The sequence below is a fragment of the Paenibacillus sp. IHB B 3084 genome, from assembly GCF_001447315.1.
Lineage (GTDB): Bacteria > Bacillota > Bacilli > Paenibacillales > Paenibacillaceae > Paenibacillus.
Window position 1 is genome coordinate 1,659,834 of record NZ_CP013203.1, and the last position, 20,936, is coordinate 1,680,769.

18 protein-coding genes are annotated in these 20,936 nt (G+C 39.9%); 1 reads left to right on the forward strand and 17 read right to left on the reverse strand.

All coding sequences use genetic code 11. From position 1 onward, the window contains the following. Positions 1–100: 100 nt before the first annotated feature. The 17 genes from ASL14_RS07755 to ASL14_RS07835 all read right to left on the reverse strand — a co-directional run bounded on the left by ASL14_RS07755 (position 101) and on the right by ASL14_RS07835 (position 20,174). On the reverse strand, positions 101–946 hold the full coding sequence (locus ASL14_RS07755) for a tyrosine-type recombinase/integrase (RefSeq protein WP_134911135.1): 846 nt from the start codon (positions 944–946) through the stop codon (positions 101–103). A 158-nt stretch (positions 947–1,104) separates the two neighbouring features. Continuing rightward, positions 1,105–1,848 (reverse strand): transposase, encoded by a 744-nt coding sequence (locus ASL14_RS07760; protein WP_134911136.1) that lies wholly within the window; start codon positions 1,846–1,848, stop codon positions 1,105–1,107. A 63-nt stretch (positions 1,849–1,911) separates the two neighbouring features. After that, positions 1,912–2,073: a hypothetical protein gene (locus ASL14_RS27295; RefSeq protein WP_189338241.1), complete on the reverse strand. Its 162-nt coding sequence runs from the start codon at positions 2,071–2,073 to the stop codon at positions 1,912–1,914. An 18-nt stretch (positions 2,074–2,091) separates the two neighbouring features. Then, positions 2,092–3,360, reverse strand: a complete 1,269-nt coding sequence (locus tag ASL14_RS07765; protein ID WP_134911137.1) for a site-specific DNA-methyltransferase — start codon at positions 3,358–3,360, stop codon at positions 2,092–2,094. Positions 3,361–4,426: 1,066 nt separating this feature from the next. Then, the gene (locus ASL14_RS07770; protein WP_134911138.1) at positions 4,427–6,265 is read right to left on the reverse strand and encodes a DNA primase family protein; all 1,839 of its coding nucleotides are present in this window, start codon (positions 6,263–6,265) and stop codon (positions 4,427–4,429) included. Positions 6,266–6,284: 19 nt separating this feature from the next. Further along, on the reverse strand, positions 6,285–6,482 hold the full coding sequence (locus tag ASL14_RS07775) for a DUF5659 domain-containing protein (RefSeq protein WP_134911139.1): 198 nt from the start codon (positions 6,480–6,482) through the stop codon (positions 6,285–6,287). 86 nt (positions 6,483–6,568) lie between these two features. Continuing rightward, on the reverse strand, positions 6,569–7,918 hold the full coding sequence (locus tag ASL14_RS07780) for a hypothetical protein (protein ID WP_134911140.1): 1,350 nt from the start codon (positions 7,916–7,918) through the stop codon (positions 6,569–6,571). Further along, entirely contained in the window at positions 7,915–10,089 is a 2,175-nt protein-coding gene (locus tag ASL14_RS07785) for a hypothetical protein (protein WP_134911141.1), read from the reverse strand. Before ASL14_RS07785 ends, ASL14_RS07780 begins: the two co-directional genes overlap by 4 nt. A gap of 394 nt (positions 10,090–10,483) precedes the next feature. After that, positions 10,484–12,280 (reverse strand): hypothetical protein, encoded by a 1,797-nt coding sequence (locus tag ASL14_RS27900; protein ID WP_223264248.1) that lies wholly within the window; start codon positions 12,278–12,280, stop codon positions 10,484–10,486. Further along, positions 12,273–12,716: a hypothetical protein gene (locus ASL14_RS07800; protein WP_134911142.1), complete on the reverse strand. Its 444-nt coding sequence runs from the start codon at positions 12,714–12,716 to the stop codon at positions 12,273–12,275. The genes ASL14_RS27900 and ASL14_RS07800 overlap by 8 nt, the downstream gene beginning before the upstream one ends. Beyond that, positions 12,697–13,308, reverse strand: coding sequence for a hypothetical protein (locus ASL14_RS07805; protein WP_134911143.1), 612 nt, complete (start codon positions 13,306–13,308; stop codon positions 12,697–12,699). The genes ASL14_RS07800 and ASL14_RS07805 overlap by 20 nt, the downstream gene beginning before the upstream one ends. Beyond that, positions 13,305–13,868 carry a hypothetical protein gene (locus ASL14_RS07810; RefSeq protein ID WP_134911144.1) on the reverse strand — a complete coding sequence of 188 codons (564 nt, stop codon included), beginning with the start codon at positions 13,866–13,868 and terminating at the stop codon, positions 13,305–13,307. The genes ASL14_RS07805 and ASL14_RS07810 overlap by 4 nt, the downstream gene beginning before the upstream one ends. A gap of 408 nt (positions 13,869–14,276) precedes the next feature. Beyond that, positions 14,277–15,656: an SMEK domain-containing protein gene (locus tag ASL14_RS07815; protein ID WP_134911145.1), complete on the reverse strand. Its 1,380-nt coding sequence runs from the start codon at positions 15,654–15,656 to the stop codon at positions 14,277–14,279. 461 nt (positions 15,657–16,117) lie between these two features. Next, the gene (gene rlmD / locus ASL14_RS07820; RefSeq protein WP_134911146.1) at positions 16,118–17,794 is read right to left on the reverse strand and encodes a 23S rRNA (uracil(1939)-C(5))-methyltransferase RlmD; all 1,677 of its coding nucleotides are present in this window, start codon (positions 17,792–17,794) and stop codon (positions 16,118–16,120) included. A 249-nt stretch (positions 17,795–18,043) separates the two neighbouring features. After that, complete coding sequence (locus ASL14_RS07825; protein WP_134911147.1) at positions 18,044–18,925, reverse strand: diacylglycerol kinase; 882 nt, start codon at positions 18,923–18,925, stop codon at positions 18,044–18,046. 185 nt (positions 18,926–19,110) lie between these two features. Beyond that, a complete protein-coding gene (locus tag ASL14_RS07830; protein ID WP_134911148.1) occupies positions 19,111–19,884 on the reverse strand; it encodes a sirohydrochlorin chelatase in 774 nt (257 codons plus the stop codon). After that, positions 19,884–20,174, reverse strand: coding sequence for a YerC/YecD family TrpR-related protein (locus tag ASL14_RS07835; RefSeq protein WP_014279885.1), 291 nt, complete (start codon positions 20,172–20,174; stop codon positions 19,884–19,886). Before ASL14_RS07835 ends, ASL14_RS07830 begins: the two co-directional genes overlap by 1 nt. A 228-nt stretch (positions 20,175–20,402) precedes the next feature. Between ASL14_RS07835 and ASL14_RS07840 the strand changes: the two genes are divergently transcribed. Next, positions 20,403–20,930 (forward strand): tyrosine protein kinase, encoded by a 528-nt coding sequence (locus ASL14_RS07840; RefSeq protein WP_134911149.1) that lies wholly within the window; start codon positions 20,403–20,405, stop codon positions 20,928–20,930. Positions 20,931–20,936 lie beyond the last annotated feature (6 nt).

Below are 20,936 nucleotides of genomic sequence, written 5' to 3' on the forward strand. Positions count from 1 at the left end.
TTCACTATAAAATCATCACAAAAATTTCTGCACCCTTTGCTGGTAGCTCCGTTTATCTACATAGAAGTACCCCTCCCTCCACGACAAAAAGAGTGGCTTCTCACCACTCGATATTTGCCAAAGCTTCAACCATATCCTGCTGTGTTGTTAGTGTATAGATATTGGTGGTCGCTACGTGGTCATGTCCAAGGATTTGCTGGATGGTCGTCAAGGGAGTCGTTTTCACCAGCTTATAGCCAAGTGTATGTCTAAGCATATGTGGCGTCACCTTCACGTTGATTCGATCCCCATATTTATTCAGAATCAGGTTGATTGCATTCCGTTCCAATGACCCTCGCTGCCCCATACATAGATATTGTGATTCCACTTGTGGTCTGACTTCAAGATATCGGGTAATGGCTTTTCGCACATCCTTATTCAATGGTATGATGCGGAAGGAGTTTCCTTTGCCGAATACCTTCAATAATCCTTTACGTTCGCTTATTTCAATATCCTTCAATTGGATGCTAACCAGTTCGCTTACTCTTATTCCCGTTCCCAGCAACAATTCAATCATACAGATATGCATCCGATTGCCCATCCGGTGAATTTCATTCCGCAGCTTCCACAAATCCTTTTCCGCTAACCCTTTGTATTGGTGAACAACCTTATTCCTGACCGCTTCGATATGTATTTCTTCCTTAATATATCCTTGTTGGTGCATCCACTGAGCAAATACGTTGACGCTGGCGATTTTACGATTGATGGTGAGTATAGCTTGATTGGTGCTTTGCAGATATTTCTTGTACTCTACCCCATCCAGTTCAATCCACTTGTCCAGTCCATATTCTGTTTTCCTTTGATACCAGACTATAAACTGTAATACATCCCTAATATAGCAGGAAACCGTATTTTCACTCCGATCCTTGCTCCGTAAATGGGCTTCAAACCCTTGAATATACTTCATTTTTCCCCCACCCTTCGCTTGTGTGTCACATCATAGCGTTGATTCGAGGGAAAGTCCACTGATTACATAACTTATCTTATGCACTGATTCTGGCTACTTTTGGGGCTAATTCAGGGCTGAAACTGGCGTTTATCTATACAAATACTGACGGCATAACGTTATGGCTGCGAAGCATCCTGCTCCACATATCCTTCCTCAATCTCAACCGATTCCTTAATAGCTTCATATTCAGCATCCACTACATCGGCTTCAATCATATCCAAGAATAGCTGCTTCCGTTCCTGTTCCAGTGCTTTCGTATTCACCAGCAATTCACGCCGATCATTCCACTCGTTGGGTGCGCGATTCTTTAAGTAGAAGATCATCGCTGTCGGATTTGGAGGCTGATATCGTTTTACCTTCTCGATACGTGTCTTCTTTTTCCCATTTTTGTCCTCTTCAATGATCGTTTTTATTTCTTCATATTCATACCCCGTAGCAGCTTTCAAAAGTGAATTTTCCACGTGTGAAATAGGGACAGATCTGCTCCATTTGACTAGTTCAGCCAGCATCGGATGTTTATCTATATACTCGTACCAAGTCGTTTTACCAATATCGAGTTTCCTGATAATATCCTCCGCGTTCATGCCTTCTTCAAACCATTGCTGAATCTCCGCTAGTCTAGGATATACATGGGTTTCCCACTTGGTTGGACGTTCCAATGCTTCAGCAAATTTAGGGTGTTTCCTACGATAGTCGCCTAATGTCCAAATATGAATATTAAGTCGCTTCGCAATTTCCTCATCTGTTGCCCCTTCACGTACCCAAACGGGAACATCCCTGAGCCTTGGCACAACAAATTGATCATACTTGGTCAGTATCTTAGGCTTGTTCCTTTTTAGTTTTTCATAAGTTTTGCTCATTAACTCACCTCCATCACGAAAAAGGGAACAGCCAACTATCGGCCATTCCCCATATGTATCAGCTTATCCTTCTAACTCAGCCTCGTAAAACAATTCGATATCCTCAATCACCTTCTGAATCAACTCATTGTCCTCCATAGCTTCCTCAGTCCCAAGCACATTTACCTTTTCGGCTTGCATGCCCTTCAGGAATCGAATCACCATATTCACTTTTGCCTTACCCAATCAAATCACCCTTTCGGTTTAGTCAGCACATGATACCTCTGACCTTGCCGACTCAGCAACTACTTCTTGATAGCTATATTGCTTACCTTCCCGAATCAAATATACATCGCTATCGCTACCAACGTGGGCAATATATCGCTTCACAATCACATCTACATATTTGGCATCAAGCTCACAGGTATAGCAAATCCGATCCGTTTCCTCGCAAGCAATCAACGTTGAGCCTGAACCGCCAAATGGGTCAAACACGATATCACCAAGCTTGCTGGAATTTTTAATCGGGTAGCTAATCAAGGGAATCGGCTTCATCGTGGGATGAAACTCATTCCGGAAGGGACGATCAAATTGCCATAATGTCGTTTGCTTACGATCACTGTTCCAGTAGTGTCCACCTGTCGGCTTCCAACCGTACAATACGGGTTCGTGCATCCAGTGATAATCTTGCCTGCCCATCACCATCGCTTGCTTTGCCCATATGCAGCACTGAGCCAGTTTGAATCCAGCTTCAATAAATGCCTTCCTAAAATTCAAACCTTCACTATCTGCGTGAAACACATAAATACTTGCTCCGTCATCTGCTACTTCAAACATTTGAGTATAGGCAGCCAATAGGAAATCATAAAATTGGTCGTTATCCATTTTATCGTTTTCTATTTTCAATGCATCCTTCGTTTTACCCGTGTAGTCCACGTTATAAGGTGGATCAGTTACAATAAGCTGAGCCTTCTTACCATCCATCAATGTTGCGATATCCTGTGGATTCGTCGAGTCACCGCATATGAGCCTATGCTTACCAAGTAGCCAAATATCACCTTTACGAGTGATCGAATGCACAGGTAATGCTTCTTCTACATTAAAACCATCCTCATCATCGGCTGTATCTTCGTGCAATGTATCGAGCAATTTCTCTGCTTCAGACCAATCAAAGCCTGTTAACTCAATATTATATTCTGCTTCTTTTAACTCATCTAATAATGTAGCCAGTGCGTCAAAGTCCCACTCCCCTGTAATTTTATTGAGCGCTATGTTCAGAGCTTTCTCTTTCGACTTGTTCACATCCACTATGACACAATCGACTTCATCGTATCCGAGTGCCTTCAACACTTTGGCACGCTGGTGGCCTCCTACAATGGTATAATCACTATTACAAATAATCGGTTCACAATAACCGAATTCCATTACACTATTCCTGATCTTTTCAAACTCTGGATCACCCGCTTTTAAATCCTTCCTTGGATTATATTCGGCATGTACCAGTTGATCGATCTTCAATTTCATCCACTTCATTTATAAGATTCTCTCCTTTATTTCTACAGCTTTCTCATTATTTCTGGATTTTTTTATGTATGGTATGGGCATTTCTACGTTTACGAATTTGATTTCCAATCCACTTGATCCCTCTCTCTACCTTCATTTTTAAAAAGGCTGCAATCCACATCCAGGTGAAAAACACACCAACTACAGTAATAAATCGTAATATTTCTATGATTATTGCTTGTAAAATTAATAGCAATCTTGTTGCTCCTCTCTAAATGAAAAAGGAACCCTAGCTCATAGCCAGAGTTCCCGTGTTATGATTCTATAATTGTAAAACTGCTCATTGTGTCACGTGACACACTCAAACTTGAAAGCTCTAGCCTCCACTCATGTAGTTTAAAATTTTAAAAATATCAGCCTACATTCAGCAAGATTAATTTGTATATGTAAATCAAAAATTTTAAAACGATATTCCTAGCCAGTTAATAATATGACCTGATTACGTGTATGAATTCTGCTGAATGTATATATAATCTATTTGTGGGATAGGGGAAACTCTCCAAATATTTTCCTTCGTTTCGCTTGAGCTGCACTTCGGACAAATATTTGCTGCCGCCGTTTCCCCTCCCACACCCAACCCCTTTGCGGCTTATTAAGTTCACTTTCGCAACTCCAATCATCCCTTTACTCTAAAATTCATGGCTGGACAAATATATTCAATCCCATCATAGCCTCCCTACGGGCTGACAAGCCCACCATATAAACTCATATACAAACATGTTTCCTATTCTCCCTCCGTTTGTTTCCAATTTTATAACGCCAAATTCCTATCCTCACTTCAATTTCTCCAATATAATAGCGGATTTTTAAAAGCTGTTTCCATGTTTCCAGTTTTGAGCACTCCTTATCATATATATACTCCTCACCAGCACATAATATTTGATCAAATATTATTTATATATTTCTCTCAAGAGTTAAAAAAACAGGAAACATGGAAACAAACTCATGATTCTCTATGTAAACAAACTATTTTTCCGTTTCCAATTGTATTTAAAATAGAAAACGAACAGGAAACAGATGCCGCAAACAGGAAACATTATATTTTGATACCAAACCAACACGGAACTGAATTGCCACTTGTTGTTCTCGCCTTTTTCCATTGAACCTTATCCTTAAGTTTTGCTTTGATATGCTTATTAAATTGAGTCACCATTTCAGGTTTAAATCCACCTTGTTTACACCATGCAGAATACATCGCATATAACCTTTTGCATTCGATGCGACTTCCACCCTGTTTTGAACCTTCACTTTCAATTTCACATTCTTCATCTATGAACAGCATAATAATATCCGATTCCATTTGATACGTTTTAACTTGATCCTTGATCGTTTGTGAATATGAAAATCCACCTTGTTGTTCGAGTCGTCTTAATCCCTCAAGCGCATAATTTAATAGTGTCGATAAAGCGGATGGAGTCGTCAATTTATGAATTAACTTCGTGTCCTTTTGTTGATCCGTAAACTTTCGAGTAAAAGGAAACACCATCAACCTTCTGAAAAAACCATCACTATGGTCATTACTCTTCGGCAATTCATTCGCACTAAACAACAATTTACAAAATGGCTCAAAGTTAAAGGGATCTTTCCCCTTTTTCTCTGCGTTTAAGCCTTCGCCACTGGCAAGCACCTTGAGGTTACCTGTTGAGTTCAATGCATCCGCAGGGATATCTGTAAAGCAATTCAGCACTTTTCCATAAAGTTCAGCAATTTTAAACCTTGATCTGTCTCCTTCTAAATCTTGAATTTTAACTTTGGATATATTAGGTTTGCCTATCATCGCTTCAATCGTTTTAATCAATACCGATTTCCCGTTGCTTCCCGTACCTGTGAATAAAAATATCTTCTCATACTCCAAGGTGGGAATCAGGAAATAGCCAATCATTTCAAATAAAGTTGCATGCGTATCCTGTTCAAGCACAGATTCGATAAACTGAAGCATAGCAGGATCATTGGCCGTAGGATCATATAGAACAGGAAATTGAATGGTGCTCCGTCTATCAGGCGTATGCTCCCTTAACTCTCCCGTTTTCCAATTCAACAAACCGTTTTTAACATTAATATAGTCGTCCAACAGATTCATTTGGGTTCCTGCAATATAACTTTGGGCCTCTATGTAATAACGTGCTTCCTTAATCCGACTATGGCGAAATTCATTGTCCAGCAGGGTAACGGATAATTGCTCCAGGTGACGCTCACCATCATTGACATATACCCCCTGATCATATCGATACAAAAACGTACCGTCAGAAAAACATTTCATATGCTGATCTAAAATATCTTTGCCGTACCAGATAGGCTGAAATTTCTTATGGGTTCCATGAATCTCAAAATATTTCATATAATTAGGTTCAATTGATTTTGGAGAATTCTCTCCTGCTGACTCATTATCACGTTTGAACACATCTGGAATATCGACATAAGATGTAAGCTTAGAATTGCTTTGACTCCGGTAATACTCTTCCTCATGAGCTAACCATTCTTCATATTGTTCGGCAAGCCACTCTTGATATACAGGATCATTCGCTTTCCGTTCTTCCTCTGCAATCCGTTGTTCAAGTTCCCAATTCTCAAAAAACGCGATCTCCTTCTTGAAATACGCTCGTTCCGAATCGGTCATATATTTTTCGTCCGTGTATGTCCACCACGTTTTGCCACCATTATACGAAAACTCCAACTCATATGGAGAATAATCAAACTGTATCCGATACTGTTTATCGATATCTTCCTTGGTGATCGGCTTCCACATACCATCTATCCAAGCCTCTACTTGTTTGCTATTCCTATTCTTCCGTACATCCACCCGTTTTCCGTTAATGGTAAATTGGTCGGTATAATACTTGTGTTTATCATCGTGCTTCTCTAAAGCTGTTGTCATATTGTTATGATCCCCCTTATTAATAGATGTTATCGACTACATGTTTAAATTCGTTATATTGCTCCATGGCTTTCCTTAACGGAGGCGAATCCTTGAATATAAATACTTTCCGATTCGAATCCTTTAAATCTATTTTTTCATCCATTTTATGAAACCGATTAAACATCAACCATCCTGCCATTCGAGACTGGGTAATGACAATTGTATGGCTTGCCATATCTGACCTCCTCATATAAATAAGTGATTGGAATGTGAAAGGAAAATCCCCCCACATCCCTCTCTACCGGCTGACAAGCCGCATCGTTAAGCTCGGAAGTCTGCTAGACAAGTGATGGAAGCTTTCGTTGTCTTAACAATATGTTTAATGGTGATCGACTTGTTCATATAGCAATTGAGGATGGAATCTCCTGCTTTGCGAGCAATACTCAATCCTTCAGCTACGCCAAGCCATCCTCGGTCATCGAACAGGGTATACGTTTGCCCCACTATTTTCTCAGCTACTTCTTTGGGATTCCATGCTTTCTTTTCGCTGCTTACCAAGGAAATTTTGTAGTCGATGAGATCATCGAGCTTCGCATCCTGTCGTTTGAGGTACTTATCAGGGATACTCATATCTTTGCCTTCAGGCCATTGTAATGTGTAGGCTTCTCGTTTCATCACCGTGGTATAGTTATGGCCTAGCCACTCAAAGGTGTGTTCATCGCTCTCTTTAACCTGCTGGATATATACTTTATCTTTGTCTTCATAATGAAGCTGTACATTTTGCAGCATTCCTTCACTGGCGACCACCCAGCAGAAAGAATAATTTTCATTGGAATTTTTCGCTTTGGAGTCCACGTAAGTCATCCGAACAGCAGCCGTTGCCAATAGAGAAGGACAATCGCATATGTGTTCTGCTGCTGCCTTCGTTTCCCGATATAGCTCTGCAAATTTAGCATCCACTTCTTTTCGCAATCGCTTTTGCCTTTCATCTGATGCGAATGGATTCAGGCTCTGCTTCTCTTGCGTTAGCTCTCTATTTATTTGCAGGAACGTATCATAAGTTGTCTTTAACGCATTGATGGTTTGATCCACATACACTGTGTCTAGGTCGAAATTTTGAAAATACTGATAGATATTCTCAAACTGATGTTTCCGAATTTTCCGATCCGTATCGTCTATCATGATTCGATTTATATATTTCTTAAATGAAAACATGGACTCGGCAAGCAGATCTAAAGCCGAGGTGTGCTTACGATCCTTGTTGTAAGTTTTTCCGTCTTTGAAAAATGTAAATTGTGGTTTCAACACTCCAAACCAATGCCGAATCACGTCTGGAATGACAACTTGGTCGAACAGACCCGATTTGGAAGCATCTATACATAGGGCTTGTAAATGCTTCATGATCGCAATTGGAAACTTGTATTGCAATAACCTTTCTTGAGCGTTAGCGATATTTTCTATCGTCGTATTGATATCGGTGATTTCTCCCGTTTTATCTTCAGAGCGAATAATAAAATCAATAACATTTGCCTTGTTCCATTCCTGTGAAGGAGCGGTGGATTTATCTGCATCGTTGACTTGTACCAGTGAATCAATAACATAGTCTGCCAACGATACTTTAACCTGAGCGGGAAAACGTTCCGCAAAATGCTGCTGGATATTCTCATTCAACAGGTCAAGCCGATTTTTACCGTGGTGTTCACTTTTTTGTTATTAACCTTAAAATTGTACTGCTGTAGATATTCAATCTGAGTCTCGACCAAATTTAATTCTGTAGACAGAACTAGTAATTCATCGCCGTCCCTGTCTGCGCCGCCAAGACGATCTGGCTCTGTCCCCAAAGGAAGCTGCACAATATTGTCGATATGACGAATAAACTCAGCATCCTCACCTTCATAATCCACAAATGTGGTTCGCGTGATTTCACTGAAGGACATGATCGGGTTCCTCGCAAATAGATTCTGGCCTAATATCGCACCGCCACAGTAACTCTGCTTGGCAGACAAAAACCCTGTATATTCCCAGGTGTGATGATCCGCTGCCGCAGCGTAAGACAAAAACGCTAAAATATCTTGTGTCACATACAGATACTTGGCTTCAACATAAAACTTCCCCAAGCCCATTTCATCTATTTTATGATCGATTACCTCCTTGATTGTTTGCCTAACTTTACGGTCGAATGCCAATTTTTTATTAAGGTGTAGAGCATGGATGGCATCGCTACACTGTTTACCAATTCCATTATCTGAATTTTCCCGATACACCAAGTGCAAAAATGCTTGCAAATAGCGGAGATCTTTCCAATCTAGTTCCTCTTTGCGATAGATGCTTAATGCCTGATATATGAGATCACCCTGCACATGGGATAAGCAAATGACATCTCTTGCTTGCAGATCCAGTGCCAGCAATAACTGATATGATGATTTCCGGTATTGTTCATGTACTGGCTTAGCAATATTGGAGATCCCAATCGCATCATAGCCATACTCGATCAATTTAGACTGATATGCGGATATCGAGGGAAATAACCAGGCTTTCTCCTCTGAACCGTCTGGCTTTTCTCCGACCACTTGCAGCTTCGCTTTAAAGGTAGACTCGGTGGTCAAGATATCAATTTTATCTACATCATGCCATGTTCCGAATATATCCTGAATCCGCTTCACGTTATGCTTATGGAAATATCCATGAAAATCTACACAGGGAAAGAAACCTTTGATTGCTGGCAAGCGTAATTGATAACCTGTAATCGTATAGTCTACCTCAAGGAAACACTCCATTTGCCGTCCTAACTCTTTTGAGACCAAACCCATACCATCAAACACATTTTCCATGACCGTATGATTTTTCACCTCGGCTAATTGCAAGCCCATTGACCATGGTGTGATGGGGAGTTCTTTTTTCTCATACGGCTCAGTTTGGCCGATTGTCCATACGGGAACCGAAACGCCATCTTTCTTTTCGACTTTCCATGCAGGCTTACTAAGGTACTCTAAAGACACTCGTCTGCTATTCTCTTTTTCCCAGCGACCAGTCGTTTTGTATTGCTCTCTATCGTTAGGTGCGATAGGAAGTTCAATTTTATGATCTTTGACCTTTTGACTGATTTTTTGGCGCTGCTTTTCATAGTGCTTTTCTTCTTCCATATAGGCTTGGAGCTTAGTGTACATGTCCTCTTCTTCGGGTGTACGATGATATGGAAGAATCATCTCTACGTCTTCCGTTATGGGTATTTCTTTGTCGGGGAGAATACAGATGGTTAGCTGCTTCATATCTACAGGGCAGAGATACACATCTGTCGTCATTAGGGCATTGCGCGTCAAGTTTTTTGATACGGTACACTTGGTCGGTTCGGTTCCAAGGGAAACATGTGCCTTCAATGCTTCAGCGTATTTCTCCAGTACAAATAGCTGGCGACATTCTTTGTTTTGAGCACCGGAAAGAACATTATCCAAAAATACATAGCTATGCCGAGTAATCTCTTGACCGTTTGACTTTGTATAGATGGCGGTAAAGCCCTTTTCCAGCAAACGTTTGAGTTTGCTATTATCCTCTTCGCTACGTCCACGTCCCGTTTCGATGGTCATGATTGGGAGGAGATTCTTCTTTTTTTTGATCGGCTTGCTATTATTGTTTTTTGGATTGGGAGTATTTTGATTGGTTATGTACTCTGTTGTAGCATCGAATTTCTTGTTCATTATTTTCTCGTGTAAAATGTAATACATGAAAGTTTCACTTGTTTGCTTAGCCTCTGCTTGAGTATAGACCAGTGAAAATTCGCCATTTTGCTCTCTTACATCGCCAAGTTGATATTGCCATATGTGGTACTGTCTTTTTTTGATCATACGTTATCCTCCGATAATTTTGTTTCTTGATATACGTAACAAATGTTCCTAAACATTATACCGAATATGTGTTCTTATTAAAAGAGCTTGCTTTGGAAAAATCGTTCTTAAAGAGGAAGGAAGCTCATGTTTTAAATCCAGCGTGAAGAGCATGATGAAGGGACCCAGCAATGGTTTGCTGAGTCCCTTTTATTAAATTCTATACCAGTACTAATCATATATTATTCTCTGTTCGTTTGATTAGATTACAGGACTATTTATAGTTTTATACCAGCATTAAAAAATAACTTTGATTTACCTACTATTAATCTAAATAGTAAGCAAGAAGAAACGAACATTTTAATGTATAGCACAATCCTTCAAGTAGATGAATCAATAGAACTGTTTATAAACCCTAATCATCGTTTACATCATTAATATTCTCAAACTCAGTTTTGGCTAATGGGGGAACATAAAATGGATTAAAACCCGTTTTACTTTCGTTTACTAAGTTTTCTGAATGATCAGGATTTATAGCTAAATTTTCGTATTCTTCGTTATCAAATATAAACAATTGTAATCTATCTTTTCCTATACTTTCATAGGCAGTAGTTATTATTTTCCCTATAGCTTTGCTATTGTTTTGGTCAAACGGCTTTGAAATATGGTCTATAACTAATATAGGGATTAATGGGTATATATCTTCTTTCAAGAGCATTTTGAGAAAACCTAAATATCCACATAGTTGTATAAGCGTGTGTCTCGCCATACTTCCTATATAATAATTAACTATTTTTCGTTCTTCTGTTTTATTTTCTTCAGAAATAGGCTCAACTACCATCGGTTGTAAAATATTACCCTTTTTCAAGTATTGTATTTTAAACCCGTCTCGTTCCAGGTCATCATTTACGACTGAAGAGATATCCTTAGCCGATTCATAAAGTTTTGTAATATATTGCGATAATTCTTTTATTTTTTGGCTATTATCAGAATTTTGTAATATTTTTAATTCGTCTTTTATTTCTTTAATTTTTTTTCTTTTTGTCTTAAGTTCCTCCGCAGGAGATTGAATACTTGTCGATAAACAGTCTTCAATTAGTACAATAGCCTTTGACTTTTCTTCTAATGTAAATAATTTAAACCTAGCATCATTGCTCTTAATTTTAGCTTTTAAGATTTCTCGCTGCTTTTTTAGTTCCTTTACAGTATTGTCACTTATCACGTATTTACTAAAGGAAATTGTGCTCTCAAGTTCAGTAACTAGATTTTTAAGCGGGGAAACTAAATAATCAAATGTATTGTTTTCATCAAGCAGTCCTTCTAATTTTGTCAGGAGCAGTATTCTGTTTTTATTATCCTTTTCGAATTGTCTAGAATCGGCAATGCTATTTTCATAAATTTTTATTTGTTCAGAAATATTGTTATACATCACTTCTAAATCTGCAACATTTTTTTCATTCTTCTTCTTAAAAATAACATGCATAGCCTTCATTTCATCAATTTTCTGCTTTATTTCATCTACATTCTTACCATTATACCAAATGTTCAAACCAAGTTTTTGAAGATTGCTGTTCACTCGATTATATATAAATTCATATTTTGCAAAATTATCTTCTAGAACCCTGATTTCTTCTAATAAATTATTCAACTCTTCTTTTAATTCATGTATTCTTCCAAGATTTTTATTAAATATAAAATTTAAGATAGGGGCTAGCTTAATTGAATATCTAACATCACTACATTTATCAAAAAAATCATGAATTGCACCTTGCCTTTTTTCACCAAGAAAATTAAACATTGTGAATGACCTATAAGTTAATTCTTCTTCTGTAAACCTTCTTATCTCTTTTAGCTGATTTATATCTTTCACAAATATAGCATTCAGTTTTTCTTTGTATTCTCTAAAATTAATGCCCATTGATTCCACTTCATCAGAATAATTCAAATAGTTAAGTTCAGGATTCCTTGTTCTAGATATACTGTATTCAATAGAATTGTATTCAAATATCAGAGTTGCTTTCTCTAACGAATCTGTATACCATGGCTTTTTTCTAATATCTTCAGATGATCCAAACATAAAATCTATAAAGCCATAAAATTCAGTTTTACCAGAGCTATTTTTCCCTTTGAAGTAGTTTATTCCTGACTTGAATTTGTAAGTAAACTCATTTCCATCTGTTCCATACATTATCAACCTAGTTATCTTAAACATTATTCATAACCTCTCTCAAAAATTGTTTTTCGGACAATTTCCTACTCTCCTCAATAGCTTTTTCTATAAATAAACTTTCTCCATATACAGGTTTATCTGTACTTTTTTCTGGTTCTGATAGACAATGTAATTGATTATTTTCCAGACCTATTCGCCCTTTTATATTAAGAAGGTGAATAGCCTTTATAATATATGGAATGCTATTACAATATTCAACGTAATCACCAGAAAGCACAGAAATACATTTATAAATAATATCTTGTGTATTGTTTCCATTGTATATATTATTCGGAATCAAACGATCCTTTTTAATTAAATAAGAAAACATGAGCACCTTATTAACACTTAATATTTTATGCTTTATTATTATGTTTAAAATAATATCGCAATAAATACTGACTTGAAATACTTCGGCCTCAAGCTTTAGTTTGCTCATTGTCTTGGTCCTCCCATGAAATTTGAAAATCATCATCAATTCCATCTTTAGTTAAATATATTCCAGATCCGTATCGAATTTGTTCGTTAGCTGCATGTGAATTGCCCATTTTTTTTGTTTCATCCAGCCTACTGTATGCTTCGTCACATCCCTGCCTCTGTAACCTAAATTTGGAGTCCTCAAAGTTTTCATGCGTAGTTACTTCAATATCTTCTATTTTTCCTAATTTATTTGATTCCATATAACTAAAGCGTAGGTTATTATAATATGCACAATAAGTTAAGTGTTGTTCGAGCAAACGTGTGTTCAACTTACAAGCAAGTAATTGTTTATATTCTCTAGAATTAGACAAATTCATATCATTAAAATCAATCTTATGAATTTTCTTGAAATCAGCATACAAAGGAAGAGTTATTTCCTCTGTTATTCTAGAAGAAATACCCTCCACTATTTTCATGAACTCAGTATAATTTAAAATATATGGCTTCTTATCATTGATTGTATTCATAATTTGTACAGTAACATGTTGAAGTAATTCATTAATACGCTGAGAAAATACAACTTTATTTATACCAGCTCTTCTAAAAATCATAGAACAATTTTCCCTGATTTTTTCATTAATATTTTCTTCAGAAACAAAACTATATTTTTTAAAAATAGAGTTGTATGTTTCCTCAAATTCCTCAAAATTATCCTTATATATTTTTTTACTTTTGTAATTATAGCTTTCGAATTTTTTTTTGACTCTTTAATTAATTCAAAATGCTCTTTTGCAGATCTATCAAACAAAATATCTTTATTCCCATATTCATTATCAGTAAATAACACATATTCGCTTATCTCATTATCAGAAGATTCAAGTAAAATCCAATTCAAAAGAATTTTTTGAGCGCTACTTTCTGTAATATTAGTTCTTTTGACTTGAATAGCCCGATTAGAGTTAATGCCTAATATTTTGTTATGAAAATTCTCATCATAATCATCTATTTCATCAGCTTTAATTTTCTTAACATTTACATCATCAATGGTTTCAAACTCTATTTGATTGCCCGCTTCAAGTGTAAGCATATAGCAAACAAAAACTCTTATTTGAAACGAAAAACCACTCAAACTATATATCCCACTACTATCTGGTAGATAGGTATCCATCATTACACCTCATTCTATAAATAAGATTATTAAATGTCTTAATTGCTCCTATATTCTCACACAATAGTCCTCTCAATACATAAGCAACTTGTCTGCCTTCTGCATAATATGTTCTTGCCAACCGTTTTCACCTCATTGGAATACCCCAGCTTTAATGAAAGGACTATGTACCCAAGACCAAGGAAATGCCTCAGCTCATTATTCTACTGAAATCTGCATAAATCTTCTTTATTTCTTACACTATAGCATATTCATGGGGATATATGGAACAAAAAAGGCCCTTGAATAATACCAAGGACCTAATTAGTTTCATCTTAATACATAACTACTGTTTGATTATGGAAAGAGGTTATTAAATAAAACCATTAAAAACTATTTTTGATTTGGAAGGTAAAGTCCCTGAAAATCTTACTACACTTCTTCGAAATAATAGATACCGAAATTACTTCTTTGCTGAAGAATCGATAAGGCTTTCTTTGTAGAGTCGTCTACAGGTATAAGAAAGATAACATGCCGTCGATTTCTAAATCCAGTAAACACTTTTCCGTCTAAACTTACGGTCTCCAATACTCCAGTCAAATACTTATTGATGATTTCCATACCCATCAAGTCACCATATATTTTCTTAGCCATTGGAGTTGCTGAATATTCAAATTTCATATTTTCTTTACTATCTAGAAAAATATATAGACCGAAGGGATCACTAAAGTTATCAAGAAGTTTGTTTAACTTGTCCTGCTTATCATCTATATCAGAGTAGAGTATGCTTTCGTTGATAATCTTATATTGGTTTTCAATTTTTGGGACATCTATATGAAAATAAGTTTTTAATATCAATAAGTTTTCGTTATATTTGTCAATCAGTGCATCAAGTAACGAATGCAATATAAATTGAAAAGCTCTACCAGTTGACATTAAAATTTGATATTGATCTTTAGTGAAGGTTTCAGCAAGCATATTAAACTGTAATTTTTCTAATTCCAAATACTCATCAAAAAGAATCCTCGCTACAGTTCCTTCCTGCGCACTTGTCAGCACAGGTATTATTTTAGTTTTATAATCCTCATCAAGTCTAAACAAGGCTCGAAACTTGTTTATATACTCTTCCCCGCTTCTGTACCCATGTTGCCAACTTTCTTGCTCAAGCTCAATAAACTTGCTAATTCGTCGGCTCGTCCGTTCCACGAGTAAATGTCCAATCGCACGAAGATTAGCATCAAGCGTCGTTGACGTCATATTTTTCATTATCTTTTTCAAAATGCTTTCCAAATGACTTGTTTCTCCCAATTCTTGCTCCAATAACGATAAAATCTGTGATCGCTTACTGTCGTTTGCATGAAGCTTAATATGACGCGTTAAAGAACTAGGAGTGATGATTCCTTCTTGGTAGGAAAAAAAACGATTGTATGGAGCCTTAACACCCCTTTTATAATTAATTGAATCTGTGCTTAATATGAACAATTTTAATCCATTAGAGTATACTGAATGGTAATCATATTTATGAAACAGTTTTAAGGCTTCATCAATCTTTGGTTTATCTGCTCGAGAGGTGACCTGTATGCCTATTTTGGCTTTTGTTCGGTCTCCCAAGTCAATTCCAGGAAAATTTTGTTTCTCATGATTCAAATCAACAAGCTCATAATCATACACCAAATTTAGCAGTCTTAATGCCAGTCCTTCTGAAGCTTTGTTAATATCTAAATATGATGAGTAGTTGCTTATTCTTATATCACTTACCCATTTAGAAATAAGTTCGAAAATACGCGATTCTTCTTTTTGACTAGTCAACATTTTTGATAGCCCCTACTTAAAATTTCTAATACCTTAACCGAACCAAATACAAGTGTTTCCTTACAACAACTAGCAGATCATTGTATTATTAATATCCAACTACCTTGATATACCCATACTCATATATAAAATGTAAATCGGTCAGTTTACCAGATTATATAGCCTCACGAATATCATAATAACAAACAACTATCACTAAGTAAAATCGTTGTTATGAGAATAATTTGAATAAAAATACCTTTAAATGATATAAGAATCCTTCAACTTGTAATAGAACTTACTTACTATAAATTCTTCTGTGGAACAGTTACTCTACCTTCACCAGCACATTCACCTGATATACTACTATCACTCGCTTCTCGTCTTCCATGTGTATGTAAATAATATATGTTCCCACACTCAACCCTAACGCTTTTTTTGAATGCAGGAACATATTCAAGTTGCTCTTAAACCCTCGTACATCAATGCTTCTCATCTCGATATATTACTACCACGCACTCCACATGCACCGTATGCGGAAACATATCCACGGGCTGCACTTCCAATGTGCGGTACCCGCCATCCTCCAGTATTCTTAAATCCCGTGCCAGCGTGCTCGGATTACAGGATACATAGACCACGCGCTCTGGCTTCATCTCCAGAATGGTTTCGAGCAGGCGAGGATCGCAGCCCTTGCGGGGCGGGTCGACGACGATGACGTCGGCGGTGATGCCTTGCTCTTTCCAGGCGGGGATGACGTCTTCGGACGCGCCTACCTCAAACTTCACATTGCGCATATTGTTCAACAGCGCATTACTCCGTGCATCCTCAATAGCTTCTTTGACGATCTCCACTCCGTATACCTGATCCGCATGTTGAGCGAGGAACAAGGAAATGGTGCCGATACCGCAGTATGCGTCGATCACCGTTTCTTTACCTGTGAGTCCGGCATATTCGACAGTTTTGCTATACAGCGCTTCCGTTTGGACGGGATTTACCTGATAAAAGGATCTCGCGGAAATGGCAAACTGGACGTTTCCGATGTAATCGTAGATCACGTCACGGCCCCATAGTACACGAGTTTCGTCGCCAAAAATAACGTTCGTTCGCTTGGTATTTACGTTCTGGCAAATGCTTGCCACGTGTGGGATATGCTCACGAATACTGCCGATCCAGGCATCTGCGTGCGGGATATCTCGTCCATTCGTGACAAGGACCAGCATCATTTCACCTGTACGAAAAGCAGTCTTGACGACAACATGGCGCAGTAGTCCGCGTCCGGTTTCTTCATTATATGCGCTGATGCCCAGCGTCCGTCCAATCTCTTTGACACGCGCGACAACCTCGTCGTTACGCTCGTCCTGTATGAGACAGGTGTCCATATCCACGATACGATGACTGCCACGTGCGTAGAAGCCGCCGACAAGTCCGCCTTCGATGACGCCGATCGGCACTTGGGCTTTGTTACGGTACCGCCACGGCTCGTTCATGCCCAGCGTAGGAAGTACCTTCACGGCAGTTTTTTCACCTGCGATGGAACCTTCATTTCCCTCCACACTCAGCTTCCCGATACGCTCCAGCACGTCCACGACATGCTGGCGCTTCCAGCCTAGCTGCGCTTCGTAGCTCATATGCTGGATCTGACAGCCGCCGCACTGATCGTAGATGGCGCAGGGAGCTGCAATCCGGTCAGGGCTTGCCTGCACGATATCCAGCAGCTTGGCATAACCGTACTGCTTTTTCGTTTTCAGCACCTTTATCCGCACCTTTTCACCCGGCAACGCGCCTGGAACGAACAGCGTAAAACCCTCAACGCGTCCCACACCTTCGCCGTCATGGTTCATGCCAATGATGTCCATCACGGCTTCATCGTTTTTTTGCACAGGCAGATCGGTACGCTCTGCGCTGACTCGGTTACGATTGGATGCATCCTGACTCCGTCCACCACCGGAAGAACGACGCGATCCACGTCCCCTTTCCGATGTCTTCCGTTCCCTTTCCTGCGCACTTCCACTCGCACTTCCATTTCCTGTTCCAGCTCGAAGCTGTCCTTGTCCTCTTTCACTGTTCATCGGCACGGTCTTTTTCTGTGGCTTCCCTTGAATGGAAGCTGCTGCATTCCGGCGGCTTTTTCCACGTCCGCTACGGTTAGTCGTCATTATAGATGTCACTTCTTTCTGATAATCTTTTCAAACCTGTTTATGCTCATGATTGGCATACAACCCCATATATAATCATACGGTCATCGCTCTACACATTAACACCAGTACCGTGAACTCGAAAATGCCGTTACTCCCCACGGAGAACGGCAAGAACCGATATCGTCACAGCGAAAAATAACTTCCAACTCTACATTCCATATACTGTACTGTCCTGCGACGAAAAGCGAAAACACTCACCGTCATTCCTTACCGAAAAACATTCAAATGCTGCGGCAAATTGCGGAAGGTCGCTGGCAGGGTACCACCCAGTTCGCCATCCAGATTAAGCTGTACATAGCCGGGCGAGGTTACTTCCATGTAATCCGTTTTAAAATAAACGATCTTCTTGTCCTGCAAATGCTCACCACGCAGCGCGAGTGTCACCAACCGGATCATTTCCGCCAAATTACATTTGCGCACAGCGATCACATCGAGCAGCCCATCATCAATGGTCGCACCGGGCGCCAGCTTTTCGAATCCGCCTACCGAGTTCGTATTAGCAATCAGGAAAAGCATGAACTCGTCGTGGATCACTTCCTGACCCGATGCCTTGATAATCAATTCTTGCGGGGCAAGGCTAACCATTTTCTCCACACCCTTAAAATAATAAGCCAACTGTCCAATCATCGTTTTCAGCTTACTGGGAACTTCATACGTAAGCTCGGTCAAAGTACCGCCACCCGCGATGTTAATAAAATAGCGGTCATTAGCTTTTCCGATATCCAGCGGCTTCGCATTTTGACGAATGACCAGATCACAATAGTCCTCCCATTGCTTGGGAATGCCCAAGGCCCTTGCAAAATCATTCGTCGTCCCTAGCGGGAATACGCCCAAGGGCGGACGGTTTTCCTTTTCGGCCATCCCGTTAATAACTTCGTACAATGTACCATCCCCGCCTGCGGCGATGATCATATCATACCCGCGCTCAATGGCTTCTGCTGTCGCACGAGTTGCATCCCCTTCGCCCGTAGTTGCATGGCAAGAGGCTTCAATACCACCTTCATCCAGACGCTGCAAAATGTCCGCAAGGCGACGCTTCATTTCCTCACGTCCGGAGGTCGGATTATAGATCAATCTAGCACTTTTCATTCCCGTTACGCCACCCGTATATTTAATGATATTTATGTTTATATTCTCATTCATCATATTCACTCTATACAAAATATCATCATACTGGAAAAAGGCCTCTTTTACAATAAAAGAAGCCAACGCTTACCTAAATACGGAAATTTCAGGCTATGATAAAGCTGTAGCTGAAACAAGCGGCCTATTGCTCAATCTTGCTTCTGCATTCTTTGCAGCAGTTCATGAACTTGCCCGTTCATCCAGCTTGTGAGCAGGGGATGCGGCAGCAGAGGATCTCCTGAATAACGGTATTCAAGCCCCTGTAATCGTCCAGGAATGATATGACTTGTAAAATATCCCGAGCTTAAAAAAAGCGGCGCCACAATAACATCATGACCCCGCTCCTGCTTCCAATACGCTACTTTATCATATACACTCTCAGGATTCAGCAAGGCGTAGTCCGTTGCGATACTACTCACCCTTTGCACCGTACGGGCTAACGAAGAAATCCCTCGCTCCCAGCGCTGAAAAAAGCCATCATGCACACTTCCATGTCCCACAAGCAAAATAGTCTCTCTCGCAGAGTTGACCGACAATGGGCTAACCTTGTCCCAAACCATGTGAGCCACATCTTCTCCATCATCCAGCGGACTGCCAAAATGCACACGCGCCTTGACACGAAAAGGCTCCAAATCCGTTTCTTTGTCTGGCGTATCCTTGACTCCCAGCGCATAACTGATCTCGTCTACATGCGTGCTGCCGGACGACATAAACAAGGGCACAACCAGCAAATCTGTCACACCTCGGGCTTCCAAACGGTCAATACCATCCTGGATCAATCTTCCTTTAACCGTTTCCAAAAATGCAACCTCTAACGGCATGTCCTTCGGCAAATGTAGCTCTGCGGCTGCCTGATCCACCTGTTCCACCCAATACGACTCCCTTGAGCCATGACTAATGACCAGTACCCCAGGGCTTCGCATTAGCGCCCCAGACGCTCAAGTGTCAATTTATACCCGTCATTCCCGTAGTTCAAGCAACGTTTAACACGTGAAATCGTAGCTGTGCTGGCACCCGTCTCTGCTTCAATCTGGTTATACGTACTGCCTTTGCCCAGCATACGGGCAACTTCCAGACGTTGAGAGAGAGATTGAATTTCATTAATTGTGCACAAATCATCGAAGAATACATAGCACTCTTCCAAATTTTTTAAAGTTAGGATGGCTTCGAACAATTGATCAATACTTTTATCATTAAGCTTTTTGAGCTGCATGGATTATCATCTCCCAAGGTTACGATCTATCCCCATTGTACCCGAGGAATAGTCGGTTTTTCAAGCGTTAACGATTTCACGCATCACAGAACAGCATTATTTTTCAGCAGGATCGTACTGTGCTTGAGCCCAAATCCGCTTTTATACCTGATTTCGGGACACGCGCCTAAACCCACTGTGCGTTTGTAACATACAGTAGAGTATCAACCTGCAAAGGAATGTGATCTCATGCCTGGACACTACTATCATCGGAGGCCGCCACAGCGTTCCCTTTCCGATCCGTATAATTCATCTTCGTATCCGGGACTCGACCCGTACAGCGATGTTCCGCAAGTCGATTCCTCCGGACTCGTGCCTTATGAGGCGCCATCAAGTATTACAGAATCCGCCGCCGTGGTCACACCTGATCCGGTCCCGGCCAAAGGAGGACTGCTCGGCGGTCTCGGCAACCTTGGTAACCTTCCCAATCTCGGCGAAATTAAAGGCATCATTGACCGTATGGGCGGTATTGACGGGATTGTCGCTACTTTCGGCAAGGTACAAAAGGTCATGTCCAGCGTGCAGCAGTTTGCTCCGATGGCGAAGCTGATTATGGGCGCGCTCCCAGCATTCGGCAAATCCGCGGGCAAAAATTCTGCAACGGAAATCGCCGAGGAATTGGATGAATACACACCACCGCGCCCACGCCGGAAAAAGACGCAGCGCAAAAGCACCACTACCCCGCGCAGACGTCCGCGCAAGCGCAAAAGAAAGTAGGCTATT